Origin of the sequence: Parvibaculum indicum, from assembly GCF_011762095.1 — a bacterium.
Classification (GTDB): Bacteria; Pseudomonadota; Alphaproteobacteria; order Parvibaculales; family Parvibaculaceae; genus Parvibaculum; species Parvibaculum indicum.
On record NZ_JAASQO010000015.1, the window covers coordinates 24745 to 37672 of the forward strand.

Annotated in this window: 12 protein-coding genes; 4 read left to right on the plus strand and 8 right to left on the minus strand. The window is 64.2% G+C overall.

All coding sequences use genetic code 11. The features are described 5' to 3' along the window. Window positions 1-22: 22 nt before the first annotated feature. Both FHS78_RS16310 and FHS78_RS16315 read left to right on the plus strand, forming a co-directional pair. Complete coding sequence (locus tag FHS78_RS16310) at window positions 23-529, plus strand: hypothetical protein (protein ID WP_167095443.1); 507 nt, start codon at window positions 23-25, stop codon at window positions 527-529. 57 nt (window positions 530-586) lie between these two features. After that, window positions 587-994, plus strand: coding sequence for a hypothetical protein (locus tag FHS78_RS16315; RefSeq protein ID WP_167095444.1), 408 nt, complete (start codon window positions 587-589; stop codon window positions 992-994). Here the strand turns inward: FHS78_RS16315 and FHS78_RS16320 are convergent. The 5 genes from FHS78_RS16320 to FHS78_RS16340 all read right to left on the minus strand — a co-directional run bounded on the left by FHS78_RS16320 (window position 966) and on the right by FHS78_RS16340 (window position 6556). Continuing rightward, window positions 966-1259, minus strand: coding sequence for a DUF2218 domain-containing protein (locus tag FHS78_RS16320; RefSeq protein WP_167095445.1), 294 nt, complete (start codon window positions 1257-1259; stop codon window positions 966-968). The two genes, FHS78_RS16315 and FHS78_RS16320, sit on opposite strands and share 29 nt — an antisense overlap. Before the next feature lie 30 nt (window positions 1260-1289). After that, on the minus strand, window positions 1290-2099 hold the full coding sequence (locus FHS78_RS16325) for an ABC transporter ATP-binding protein (RefSeq protein WP_167095446.1): 810 nt from the start codon (window positions 2097-2099) through the stop codon (window positions 1290-1292). Then, the gene (locus tag FHS78_RS16330) at window positions 2096-3157 is read right to left on the minus strand and encodes a FecCD family ABC transporter permease (protein ID WP_343042000.1); all 1062 of its coding nucleotides are present in this window, start codon (window positions 3155-3157) and stop codon (window positions 2096-2098) included. Before FHS78_RS16330 ends, FHS78_RS16325 begins: the two co-directional genes overlap by 4 nt. Continuing rightward, entirely contained in the window at window positions 3154-4284 is a 1131-nt protein-coding gene (locus tag FHS78_RS16335; RefSeq protein ID WP_167095447.1) for an ABC transporter substrate-binding protein, read from the minus strand. The genes FHS78_RS16330 and FHS78_RS16335 overlap by 4 nt, the downstream gene beginning before the upstream one ends. Before the next feature lie 103 nt (window positions 4285-4387). Next, entirely contained in the window at window positions 4388-6556 is a 2169-nt protein-coding gene (locus tag FHS78_RS16340) for a TonB-dependent siderophore receptor (RefSeq protein ID WP_167095448.1), read from the minus strand. A gap of 234 nt (window positions 6557-6790) precedes the next feature. Here FHS78_RS16340 and FHS78_RS16345 point away from each other — a divergent pair, with 234 nt between their 5' ends. Further along, a complete protein-coding gene (locus tag FHS78_RS16345; protein ID WP_167095449.1) occupies window positions 6791-7714 on the plus strand; it encodes a helix-turn-helix transcriptional regulator in 924 nt (307 codons plus the stop codon). 9 nt (window positions 7715-7723) lie between these two features. Here FHS78_RS16345 and FHS78_RS16350 read toward each other — a convergent pair whose 3' ends face one another. Then, window positions 7724-8698 (minus strand): alpha/beta hydrolase, encoded by a 975-nt coding sequence (locus tag FHS78_RS16350; RefSeq protein WP_167095450.1) that lies wholly within the window; start codon window positions 8696-8698, stop codon window positions 7724-7726. Between the two features lie 326 nt (window positions 8699-9024). Beyond that, window positions 9025-11085, minus strand: a complete 2061-nt coding sequence (locus tag FHS78_RS16355) for a DUF1302 domain-containing protein (protein ID WP_281356696.1) — start codon at window positions 11083-11085, stop codon at window positions 9025-9027. Between the two features lie 442 nt (window positions 11086-11527). Between FHS78_RS16355 and FHS78_RS16360 the strand changes: the two genes are divergently transcribed. After that, the gene (locus FHS78_RS16360) at window positions 11528-12565 is read left to right on the plus strand and encodes an AraC family transcriptional regulator (protein ID WP_167095452.1); all 1038 of its coding nucleotides are present in this window, start codon (window positions 11528-11530) and stop codon (window positions 12563-12565) included. Here FHS78_RS16360 and FHS78_RS16365 read toward each other — a convergent pair. Continuing rightward, window positions 12488-12871, minus strand: coding sequence for a hypothetical protein (locus tag FHS78_RS16365; protein ID WP_167095453.1), 384 nt, complete (start codon window positions 12869-12871; stop codon window positions 12488-12490). The two genes, FHS78_RS16360 and FHS78_RS16365, sit on opposite strands and share 78 nt — an antisense overlap. Between the last annotated feature and the right edge of the window lie 57 nt (window positions 12872-12928).

Genomic DNA, 12928 nt, shown 5'->3' on the forward strand with positions numbered 1-12928 from the left:
CCTTCGGAAACCGGAGACGAGGATGCCGACACCGCCGCCCACCTACCCCGCCGACACGCCGCTTTCGGACTTGAAGACACCGGAGCTGCTGCTGACGACGACCTTGAGACTCTTCGCCGAAGCCTGGCGACGGCCGGGCGAAGACTGCCCGGACTGGCGCGGCGGCCTTCTGTCCGCCGGACTGCCCGTCTGGGGAACATCCGCATTCGACGGGCTCATCAACATGGTCGCCGCCGCGACGCGGCGTCCGCTCGATGTGCGCTGTCCCCGCAGCAAGGTGCTGAGCATGGATGAAGGACGGCTGCTACAGGTCGTCAGCCTGTTCCAGCACGGACAGCCGGAGCCGGCCAAGGCCGCGCTGGGTGCCTGGCTGCCCCCGGCGGCGCAGCGCATGGCGGCGGTTCCCGCCGAAGCGTTCGCCCGGGCGCTGAAAGAGAGCGGCCTTGTCGTTCCAATGCGGCGAGACCCGGTCGGGCGGCCCGCCGCCTATCTGATCCATGCCAATCCGGGGCTGCAACTGGTGCAATAGCGGATCGCCATGCGGGCCGCCTTCCTGGCCCGACGAACTGCCGAACGACGCGGTAAAATGAGAACGACCATCGAACAGGATATCGCAATCAGCGCGATCCGGTGCTGCCACGCCGCCCGTAGCCGTGGCGAGGACAATGTCCTGCCCTGCCTTTATGCCGCGCTGGAATCCCATGGCTGCGGCCTTCTCGCGCCGGCTTTTCTCGGGCTCGTCGAGGCCTGCGAATATTGCATGGGGCGCGATTTCTGCCCCGGCTCCGCCGAACGGTTTTCCGCCGACGAATGCCAGATCCTTGCGCTGCTCGACGATCCGGCGCATGGCGGGATCTCTTTCGCGCACGGTCCCCATGCGCGCAGCGGCCTCGAACTGCTCGTCAGCGCGGCGGCGTCGACGAGCTTCCTGATAGAAAGGGAATGCGCCGGACCCACGAACCGTTCTAGTGCCCCTGGGCACCCTTCCAGGTGATCTCCGGTTTTTCCCGCCAGGCGAAGCGCTTCAAATGATCTTCGAGGATGAATTTGAGGCGGCCGACATTTTCCTCGTCGTCGGTTTCGCACCGCATAAAGAGCGCGCCCGCTTCCGCCTTCAATTCGCAACGCCCCGGCTGGAAATCGACCTCGCCGGATATCTCGTCATACTCCGCGGGCACCTTGTGCCGGAAATGCTTGCAGAGCTGAGCGATATATTTCGACGCGTGTTCGGTTTCCACGCGGGCCTCGACAACGAACATCTTCTCCTCCAATAGCCTCAATTCGGCCCGTCAGCGCGAGCCCGGTTCGGTATTACGATGGACGGCCCGGTCGGCCAGCACGATGGGGAAGCCGAGCGAACAGCTTTCGACGCGCGCCGAAACGCCGTAGGCCTCTTCGATCAGATCGGGGGTCAGCACGTCCGTCGGCTCGCCCGCCGCCAGAAGGCCGCCCGAGCCGAGCAGGATCACCCGGTCGGCAAAACGCAGCGCAAGGTTGAGATCGTGTACGGCGAGCAGGCAGAGCGCGCCAGTCGCGCTCACGGTCGTGCGCACCGTTTCGAGAACGCGCAACTGCCAGCGCAAATCGAGCGCGCTGGTCGGCTCATCCAGAAGAAGCAGGCGGGGTTCGCGCACCAGCACCTGCGCAAGGCCCACCATCTGGCGCTGGCCGCCCGACATCTCGCCCATGCGCCGCAGGGCAAGCTCGCGTATGTCGAGTTCGTCGAAAACGCGGTCGATCCGCTCTTCCACCGCCTCCCGGGTTTCCGATCCCGTGGCCATCGCCCGCGCCGCGCTCAACACGAGTTCGTAGGCGACGAGCGTCGTCGCCTGCGGCAATGTCTGCGGCAGGTAGCCGATGCGGCGCGCCCGGTCCGAGACGGCAAGCGCGGTGAGTTCCTCGCCGAAAAGGCTGATGGAGCCTTCATGGACGGGCCGAATGCCGATCAACGCCTTGAGCAGCGTCGACTTGCCGACCGCGTTGGGGCCGATCAACGCCACGAGCTTTCCGCCCTCAATGGCCGGGATCGTCAAGCGGTCGAACACATGCCGGGCGCCATAGCCGGCGGTGAGCCCCGATACGGCCAGCCCCTCCGTCATCCGAACCTCCGCTGCAGGACGATCAGCGTCACGAAAAGCGGGATGCCGGCCAGCGCGGTCACGATGCCGACCGGCAGGATGAGGCCCGGCACGATTACCTTGCTGGCCAGCGAGGCGAGCGAGAGCATCAGCGCGCCCGCCAGCGCAGCGCCGGGGAGGAAGAAACGATGATCCTCGCCCAGCGCAAGCCGGCTGATATGCGGCCCGACCAGCCCGACGAAACCCACCGTGCCGACGAAGGACACCGCGATGGCGCAGAGAAGGCTCGCCCGGACGAGAACGAGGATGCGCAACCGTTCCACCGCGATCCCCAGCGCACGCGCCTGATCCTCGCCCGCGCGCAGGGCTGTCATCTTCCAGACGTCGAAGAACGAGAAGACGGCGCAGACCGCGAAGACCAGCGTGACAATGGAAATCTTGTCCCAGTCGGCGCGACCGAGCGAGCCCATGGTCCAGAAAACGATCTGCTGGAGCGTGTCGCTGTCGGCGACGAACTGAACCAGCGAAACGAGCGCCTCCATCGCGAACAGAACCGCGATGCCGAAAAGCACGATCGTATCGACGGTGGCGCCGTAGCTGCGCGAGAAGACGAGAATGAGCCCCGTCGCGCCCATCGCCGTCGCGAAGGCGCAGACCGGCACGATGACGTTTTGCGGGATGCCGGGCAGCGCGATCCCGAACACGATGGCAAGCGATGCGCCCAGCGTGGCGGCGGCGGTGACGCCGAGCGTATAGGGGCTTGCCAGCGGATTGTTGAGGGAGGTCTGCATCTCCGCGCCCGCGAGGCCGAGCGTCGCCCCGACCAGAAGCGCCATCAGCGCATAGGGCAGGCGCACATCCCAGATGATGACCGATTGCGCCCGGGTGAGACTTTCCGGATCGAAGATGCCCGACACGACATCGCCCAGCGGCAACAGGGCCGGGCCGGTCGCCACGTCCCAGACGAAGGAGGTCAGCGTGGCGAGCACGAAGAAGGCCAGCACCGCCATGCGCCTGGCGGTGAAGGCGCGATAGGAATCGGCGAGGCTGACCTCCGCCTCGATGCGCGGGTCGTTCACTGCGCTTTCTCCGGCAGGCTGGCCCAGAAGGCTCCCTCGAGCGGGACCGGCTGGAACCGCCGATACGCTTCGGCCAGCCTATGACGCGGATCGAGATCGGCAAAGAGGTCGGGGTGGAACCATTTCGCCATTTCCTGCAGGGCCACGACGTTGAAGGGCGAATTGTAGAAGTGATGCCATATAGCGTGGACATGGCCCTCGCGCACGGCATCGAGTTCGGCAAGGCCCGGACGCTCCATCGCCTCGGCCAGCGAGCGCTGCGCCATATCCATCGTCGCGCCGGTGCCCAGGATCACGCGGCCCTTGACGGGATCGCCCCAGGAAGAGCCGATGCCGGTCGCCACATAATGGTCGGGCTGAACCTGGAGGAGATGCTCGATCGAGACCGTGCCGACCACGCCGGGCACGAGGCCGATCGCGATATTGTCGCCGCCCGCCAGCCCGATGAAGCGGCCCAGCATGCCCTCGCCCATCGTCTCGCAGCACTGGTCGTGCAGGCCCACGCGGCTTTCGAGAAAGACCGTCGGACGCTCCTTCACATCGGCGAGGCGGCTTTCGACGATGTCGAGCTGCGCGGCATAGAATGCGTTGAAGGCCGCCGCCCTCTTTTCCCGGCCGAGAATCTCGCCCAGCAGCGCGATGCTTTTCGGCGTGTTGACGATCGGGTCCTGTCGGAAATCGATGAAGACGACGGCGACGCCCGCATCCTGCAGCGTCTCGATGACACGCGCGCTTTTTTCCGACGGGCCGTGGCCGCCGGAGATGCCGAAGATCGCCACGTCGGGCGCGAGCGAGATCGCCTTTTCGACGCTGAAGGTCTCCGTCGTGCTGCGGCCGATGGTCGGCAGCCTGGTCAGCGCCGGGAAGGCGTCGGCATATTGGTGATAGGTCGCCGGGTCGAGAAGTTCGAGATCGGCCATCATGCCGGAAAGCAGCGCGACGGGATCCTCCGGCTCCAATATGCCGAGCGCGGGCAGGAAACGCCCCTCGCCCAGCAGCACCTTGTCCACATGGTCGGGCACGTTCACCTCGCGGCCCGCGAGATCGGTCACCATGCGCGCATTCGCCGGGCCAGCCATCAGGGGCAGGAGCAGGAACAGCGAGAGGGCTGCAAGGACAAGACGCATGGGACATCACCTTTCGTCGGATGGCGCTCCGTCCGGAACGCAGAAGAGGGCCGCCAGCATGGCGGCCCTGCATCGCTCTTTCATGGGCGGGCGCGTGGCCCGGTCAGAAGTCCGCCTCGAGGGTGAACATCACATTTCGGGGCGCGCCGTAGAAGTTGAAAAGCCCCGGTCCGCCCACGCGCTCGTAATATTTCCGGTCGAGCAGATTATTGACCGAGAATGTCGCCTTCACGTTCTCCGTCACCTTGTAGCCGAGCTGCGCGTCGAGCGTGGCATAGCCCGGCCCTTCGATGACGCCATTGTAGAAGTCGCTGACCGCGCGTCCGCCACCGGCAATGTAAAGACCGTTGAGCACGCCGTCATCCGGACCGAAGCTGTAGCGCAGCCAGAGATTCGCATTGTGCTTCGGCGTATAGGTGCTGAAGGTCGTCCCGGAGGGCACCGACGGATCGTCCACATATTCGGTGACGGTGAAGGCATAACCGGCGAAGAGGTCGAGCTTCTCGGTCAGATTGCCGCTGATCTCCGCCTCGAAGCCTTCCGACTTCACTTCGCCGCCGGCGTAGTAGACGCCCGGGCTCGAGGGGTTTTGCACCACGCGGTCGGTCTGGTTCAGGCGGAAGACGGACAGGGCGCCGTTGAAGTCGCCGCCCATCATGCCGTCGAACTTCACGCCCGCCTCGTAGTTTTCGCCCGTGACCGGCGTCGTGATCTGCGACTGCGGCTGGAAGATTTCGGCATAGCTGGCAAAGAGCGAAATGTTCTGCGTGAGGTCGTAGCTCACACCGGCAAAGGGCGTGAACTCGCCGTCGATGTCCTTGCGCTCGGATACGACGCCGGTGACGGTATCCGTGGTCTCGTTCTCATACCAGGTTTCGCGCGCGCCGAGCACGAGCGTCAGCCCCGCCATCGGGCGAATGCGGCCCTGCGCATAGATCCCGGTCTGGGTCGGCTCGCTCCTTGCCGGATTGCCATAGGGCATGGCCGGCTTCGGCACGGCATAGGGGTTCGGATTGTAAACGTCGTAGGAATAGGGAACCGCCCCTCGCCATTCTTCCACCGTCTGCTCGTAATGGCGGTAATCCACACCGACCACGAATTCCTGCAACTGGCCGAAGGCCTGGAAGGGCATCACGACATTCGCGTCGGTGGAAAAGGTTTCCTCATCGTATTTACGGGCGAGCCCGGCCATGCTGGTGGTCGTGGTCGTCGGCGGATTGATCGCCGTGCGGCCATAGGCATAGGCAAGCTCCACGTCGCGGTCGGAGTAGCGCGCGGAGAGATTGAGCTTGAAGCCGTTGTCGAACTCATGGCTGAACTTGGCGACGCTTTCGAAAATCTCGTTCTCGAAATTGTTCCATGACGCGCCGACAAAGGTGGAGCGGTCGATGTCGAGCAGATTGCCGTTCGTGTCGACCGGCAGGCCGTTGAAGGGCACGGAATCGCGCTGCTGATGCCAGACGAAAAGGTCGAGCTTGGTCTTCGGGCCGAGATCGGCGCCGAGTGTGCCATAGACGACGCCGACCTGGTTCTCGTCCACATCGATGAAGCTGTCGCGGTCCTGATAGGCGGCGACGAGACGGGCGCGCAGCGCGCCGGATTCGACCAGCGGCGCGTTCACATCGCCTTCCACGCGGTAATTGTTCCAGGAGCCCGCCGACGCCTTGCCCTTCACGGCGAAGTCCTTATGCGCCTTCTTCAGGCCGAGATTGGCGATGCCGCTGATTTCGCCGGCGCCGGTGAAGAGACCGGCGGGACCGCGCAGAAACTCCACACGGTCGGCAATGGCGAGATCGGGCTGCGTGCCGTAGATGCTCGACAGCGGCGCAGGCAGCCCCTCCACCGTCAGCGTATCGAGCTCGAAGCCGCGCGTGAAAATGCTCGACCGGCCCGGATCGTTGGTCAGCACCAGCATGCCCGTGGTGCGGCGCGCCGCATCTTCGAGCTGCGTCATGTTGAGTTCGTCCATCCGCTCGCGGGTGACGACGGAAACGGCCTGCGGAATCTCGCGGACGGAAGCGGGCGTCTTACCGCCCACCGTGGCGACGCTGCTGGTGAAGCTGTTCGTGCCTTCCGTGGTCTCCGGCGCGCCCTCGCCCTCGATGACGATGGGCGCCGTCACTTCCTCGGCCGCCCCGGCTTCCGCCGTGGCCGCGTCCTGCGCCTGCGCCGGACCGGCGAATGCCAGACCGAGCGCCAGAACCAGCGCGCCGGGCGCCGCGTGGCACATCAGACGCGCGCGGCGTCCCTTATCGTCGAAACTCTCAAACATGGTATCGCCCCCAGCTCTTGAACCGGCTTGCGCCGTTTTGCGAATGATTATCAACTGAGTAGCCTTCCCACGGAAATGGGACAAGGGGCGGGCCTTTGCCGACCGGTCAGAAGTCTTTGATATCCAATCAGTTTGCCGCTTCATCATGCCGTAATGGCGGTTTTTTAATAACGCTTCTCATTATTATGTCAAAGGTATAGGCTGGGCGGGTTTGCAGAGGAACAGAGTTTGCGCATGGCGCCCGCCGACCCACCGAGCCCCCGCACGGCCAGCATGGACTACCTGCCCCGGCAGGGGTTCCGGCTGATCGAATTGAGGGACGGGCTGAGCCTTCATTCCAGCGACGGGATGGAAAACGGTCTTTCCACGCCGCCCGCCCGCACGGCGAGCCGGCTGGTCTGTTCGCTCGTCCTCGACGGATCCCTGGAAGGCATTTACGACAATCATGTCGTCCCGTTCGGCGGGCATTCGGGCCCGGCCCGTCACAAGGCCTGCGGTACGCTGGTGTCGCTGCGCGAGCCGGTCTCGTTTTCGCGGCGGGGCCTGCGCGGCACGCGCACGCGGAAGGTGAACATCACCCTGCAAATGTCATGGCTGGAAAAGACGGGCCTGCTGGAACTCGGGCGGCAATCGCCGATCGGGCGCTTCACGCGCAGCCATCTCGCGGTGCGGCACTGGGTGCCCAACCGCCGGGCCGTGCAGATCGCCGAGGAAATCCTGCGGCCTTGCCCCGTAACGCCGGAACTCGAAACGCTCTATCTGGAATCGCGCGCCATCGAGCTGCTGCTGGAGGGAACCGGATCGCTGGCCGACCGGCCGGGCGATGCCGGGTCGGCCGGGCTGCGCCGCAAGGCGCGCGACATCGAGGATTTCCTGATCGCCCATCTCCACCAGCCGCTGACGCTGGACGAGATCGCCAGGGCGCTCGCCATGAGCCCGAGCAGCCTGCAACGGGCCTGCCGCTCCGTTTACGGAACATCCGTTTTCGACCTGCTGAGAAAGCTGCGGCTCGACACCGCGCGGCACCGCCTCGCCGAAGAGGGGATCAGCGTGGCGGAGGCTGCCTATATCGCGGGCTATGGGAGCCCGGCCAATTTCGCAACCGCCTTCCGCCGCGCCTATGGCGTCTCGCCGTCGGAGGCCCGCCGGGCGCGCTGACGGTTTTCCTCAGCGCCTTTCGCCGGCAAAGTCGATGCCGCGCGGCACCGCCGCGCCCCGGATCGAGCCGTGATCGAGCCCCGGCACGATCTCGAATGTCAGCGCGATCCGCGCCGCACCCTTTTCCTCGATCAGCGCCGCCAGATCGCGCGCATTGCCTATCATCCGGTTGTTTTCCTTCCACGCCCGGAACCTGTCGGCGTGTTCGCTGCGCTTTTCCCAGTCGTCGAGCGACTGCTCGGCGCCGCCGGCCATCATCAGAAGCGGAACGGGCTTTCCGGATGCGGGCGTGCCCAGAAACCGCTTCGCCTCGCGCATGAGCTGACCGTCATTGAACCAGAGGGAGGGGCTTACCGCGACATAGGCGTCGAATGCGCCCGGCCGCGCGAAGGCGGCATGCAGCACCGTCATGCCCCCGAAGGAATGCCCCCACAGGGTCTCGCGCGTTTCATCGACGGGGAAATGCGCTGCGACGAAGGGCTTGATGTCATTCTCGATCATATCGAGCCAGGCGTCGGCCCCGCCAAGCTCCGGCCAGGGGAGGCCATTGGGGCGGGCGGGCATGACGTAGCCGTCCCTGTCGCTTGGCGGCGTCAGGTCGCGAATGCGCCTGTCGAACGAAAATTCGCCTTCGGGATAGGTAATCGCGACGATGAGCGCCGGATCGCGCCCCGTCATCCGCGCGCGGGCCGCCGCGCTTTGCGCGAAATCGGAGAACATGCCGAAGAGCTGACCGCCATCCAGCGCATAGAGAACCGGATAGCCGTTTTTCGGCGCGTCGCCCGGCGGCACCCAGACCAGCAGGCGAATGTCCCTGCCGCCGGTCTTGCCGTGGAAGGAGATGTCGCGCGAATGCGGGATGGCGACGGGATGCGCCGCGCCTGCGCGGTCCTGCCCGGCCGGTTCCGCCTGCGCGGAATGTTGCGCCGCGCCCCATGAAACCGCCATGAGAACCAGAAACCCGACCGCCGCCCGAATGCGCATGACCCTCACTCTTTAAAATGAGGGCGCAGGGTAGGCCGTTTGCGGAGACGGGATCAAGCCGCGGCATGGGCGAGGACGAAGAGATTTCCGCCCGAATAAAAATGACCCGGCGCGTCGTGAGAGACGCAACCGGGCCACCTCCCCCTGTCTTTTGACGCCAGTGGAGGAAAGAGCGCGGGGAGACAGGAGGCTCCCTGACCGGCCTGAGTGACACCGAAATTGTGGGATGCCGATACAAGGCTGCACATGCTACGGAGCAGCCGGCCTGGAATACCGGCCCGGCCCTTAGTGAGGAGGGGGCCGGACCGGATTGCATTCGTCAGTCCTCAGAAGGCGTAGGACACCGTCATGGCCACGAAGTTCTTGTCGTAGTCCACGTTCCGGTTTTCCGCGCCCATATGCATGGTGTAGGAAAGACCGGCCTTGAAGCCCTGATACTTCGCATCGACGCCGAGGGTCAGGACCTTCTTGCCCTTCACGAAGCCCGGGCCGATGGGACCGGCGGAGTAACCCGCCACGTCATGCGACCAGAAAACATGCGGCTCGATCGTCCACCCCGTGTTGAAGGCGGAGTGATAGTCCTGAAAGGCGTAGAGGCGATAGCCCGCCGAAAAGGCGGAGGCATAACGCGGCGTAAGCGAGCAGTTCTGGCTCGCCACGCCAGTATTTGCCTGACACAGGTCGCCGACCGCAGTAGCGACACCGCTATTCGGGTGCGTCTTGTGCGAACCCGGGATCGCGAAGCGGTTGCCCTCCGAATCCGGCAGGTACTGGAAGCCCGCATTGATGAGCAGCACGGTGAAGTCGCCACCCGTATTGCGCACGAACCAGTTGGACGGCGTCAGCGTGGAGAGCGTAGTGAAGGAGCCGTGCAGCGCCCTGGTCCGCCGGTAGCCGGGAATGACCTGCCCCGGTGCGACCACTTCGCCGGTATAGATCGGCGCCTCGCCCGGCTGGGCCGTGAAGCCGTAGAGCGCGAAGTCGTGCGCGAGGATTTCCGTCGTATCCACCTGGAACGGCATGTTCGGGTAGTAGGCGATATCGCCCGAGATCGCCGTGCCGTCGCCGAAGATTGCCGGCAACATGGTGACGGAGGTGTTGAAGCTCGCCCCGATCATCTTGATGTCTTCGGGATACTGCGCCAACAGGTACTTTTCACCGCCGTAAATACCACCCAGACCATAGAAAAAACTGCTTACGGGAAGTTGCCAACCGTCATAAGCCTCGCCGGGTGCGTTAAAGGTGAGTCCTCCACTTCCTGTACAAACCGGACCGGACAAATCTCCGCCGCAGGTCGCGTACATCAAGGGCATGTTGTTGAGCGTATCGACAAGCCCGGTAAACGTGCCGAAGGGCAGCTTGGAATGGAAGTTCACAAAGTAGAGCCCGAGATCCGTGCCCTGGCCCAGCCAGTCGGCATAGTGGCGCAGCGCGAAGCCGTATTGCCCCTCATCCTTCGTTTTCCGGTCTTCAATACGCGGTACGTAAATAGGCGGCGGAAATTTGCCAGTCTCCAGGCCGGGATAATACTCGCCCGTCGAAACGCCATAGCCGCAGCCCTGGCCCAGTGCATCGCTGACCGAGAAGAGCGTGCCGCAAGCCGGAAGCTCGGACTTCTCATGCTCATAGACATACATGGCTTCGAACGTGACGTCGCCCGGCAGACCCAAGCTCGCATAGGCCGTGCCCTGCGGCAGGAAGACTTCCTTCAGTTCCAGGCCCGGCTGGTAAAGCGCGGCCACGTCGAAAGGCAGATAAGACGAGACGCCGCCCTGGATGAAGGTGCTTTCGCCCCAACTCACCACCTGCCGGCCGAGACGCACATTGAGCGGCATGCCGGCAATGTCCCAGTCCGCATAGGCATAGGCGTCCAGCAGCTTGATGTCGCGCATGGCGTATTTCTTGGCGCTGCGTCCCCCGTCGTTGAGAGGACGGCCGCCATGCGGGGTTGCGCCGCCACCGACCCGAGAACCGTATTCGTTATAGCCGTCATCGATGTCGCGGGCGGCCGGATCGAAAAAGGCCTTGCCGGAGACATAGAAGCCGTAATTGCGCCACTGGCCGCTCAGTTCCGAAACGGCCTTGTAGGGCATGGAGAAGATCTCGCCCTGTTCGACATTGATGTTGCCGTCGTCGTGGTTGACGTCGGCGCCGGAGCCGTCCGACAGGCGGCAACCGCCGTTGAAATAGGAGATGTGAGCGCAGCTCCGCTCTTCCGTCCGCATGGCGGCGGATACGGACACCGTGGTGTCCAGTTGCATCGTCAAATCGCTGAATTGGAATTCCAGAGCGTCGGCCGGTGACGCGACAAGCGCCGGTGAAAACAACAGTGACGCGGCGACAAGTGCGCGCCGCCCGCCTTTCGCGGGCGAATGCAGGATTGTCATTCCTTCCCCCCTTTTCCCCTTTACGTTTCTACTACGTGCTTTTGTTTCTCTCGCTTCCGCGAGCGCCGTTCGCTCATCGACGAATGCCGGATGACGCAACGAACTCCTCCCTTTCGAAGCGAGGGGAGTATGCGTGAAGGAGGCAGGCCGGTTGAAGGTGGCTTCTGGCCAATGTGACGGTTCGATCTGGCCAGTTCAAAATGGCCCTTCGCGGCCGCCGATTTCAGGGCGGCGGAAGTGCCACACCGACGGATTTTTCGTCCCGCGACAGAGACCGATCCCAATTCGCAATCCGAAATACCCTTATTTTTTACCTTTCCCCGATTCTCGCCATGGCCGAGGCAAATACACCTACCCGATGCGCGGTTTTCTCTTGCGCTTCTTCTCCGGATTGACAGCCCATTACTGTGTGTCCAGACTTCATTTCGGGGAGGGAACGGTCATGCGCATCTCGAAAAGCTATCCGCTTGCAGCCTGTGTGGTTATCGAGGAGCTGGGCTTCGATTCGTCGATGCTGCAATCCTTCGAGGGGCTCGGGCTTTCCGGCGACGACCTGCCGGATCTGTGCAGGCGGATCGCCGTCAGCGCGGAGCATCACCCGGAACTGGGTCTGCGAATCGGCCGCTCGCTGAGCCTCGGCTCGCATGGTATTTTCGGCCACGCCCTGATGAGTTGCAGGACACTGCATCAGGCGGCCCGGATATTGATGCGCTACAACCCGCTCGACGGGGAAACGCGCTGCGCGAACGTCTCCTATACCGCCGACAATGTGGTGCTGAGTTTCGTTCCGCCTTTCGACATTCCGTCCTTTCCCGGCCTGATGAGCGAAATCTTCTACGCCGCCGTCGCCAATGCGCTGCGGGAGCTGCTGAGCACCGATCTCGCCGGCGTCAGCCTGGAGCTGGCGCATGTGCCGCGAATGGACGAGGAACGCTTTTCCGAGCTCATCAAGATACGCACGACCTTCGGCCACAAGGCCAACCGGCTTCTGGGGCCCATCGGCGCGATGCAGCTTCCGCTGCCCGCCGCGGAAATCGAAACGGCGCCGCTTTATCTGGAGCAGTGCGAAAAGCTGCTGGCGCAGATGGGGCGCGCGCATGGCACGCATACGCAGGTGCGCCGGATATTGCTGCGCATGAAACCGCAATTCCCGCGCGAGGGCGACGTGGCCGCGATGCTGAATATCAGCCCCCGCACGCTGCGCCGCCGCCTGACGGGCGAAGGCACGTCCTATCAGCGTATCTGCAACGAGGTTCGCAGCCATGTCGCCTGCGAATATCTGCGGCGGACGGAAATCGGCATTGCCGAAATCGGCGCGCTTGTGGGATTCGAGGACGCGGCGAATTTCCGCAGTGCCTTCAAACGGTGGACCGGCATGTCGCCGAGCGCCTTCCGCGCTGCCTCAGCCGACGAACCGGCGCAGAAAAGCGAGAATGCCCGCATCGCGGCGGGACACGACCTCGCCCCGGCCGCCGGTTGACCCGGCCGCGCGCCGCGCCGCCGCCGCGCAATCCGGCCGCCTCAGACGCAACTGCGCCTGCAATATCGCCTTGTCCATCGCCAGGTCGATAACGGTGCGCCGCAACCATTCGACTTCGCCCTCGCCGGTTTGCGGATCGGCCAGAAGTCCCCAGGTCCGGTAGGGCCCGTAAAACGCCTTCACCTCATGGAAGGCGGCTTCGCTTACCCCGTATTTCCGGCAGATCGCGTCTCTTTGCATATTCGCTTCCAGCGACCGCGCGATGCCGCATTTGATTTCGTCCGAAACGTCCCGATGCACACTCACTCTCGATCTCCAATGGTGGAAAACGCGAATGGCCCCGGGGGTGTCCCCCCGGGGCTT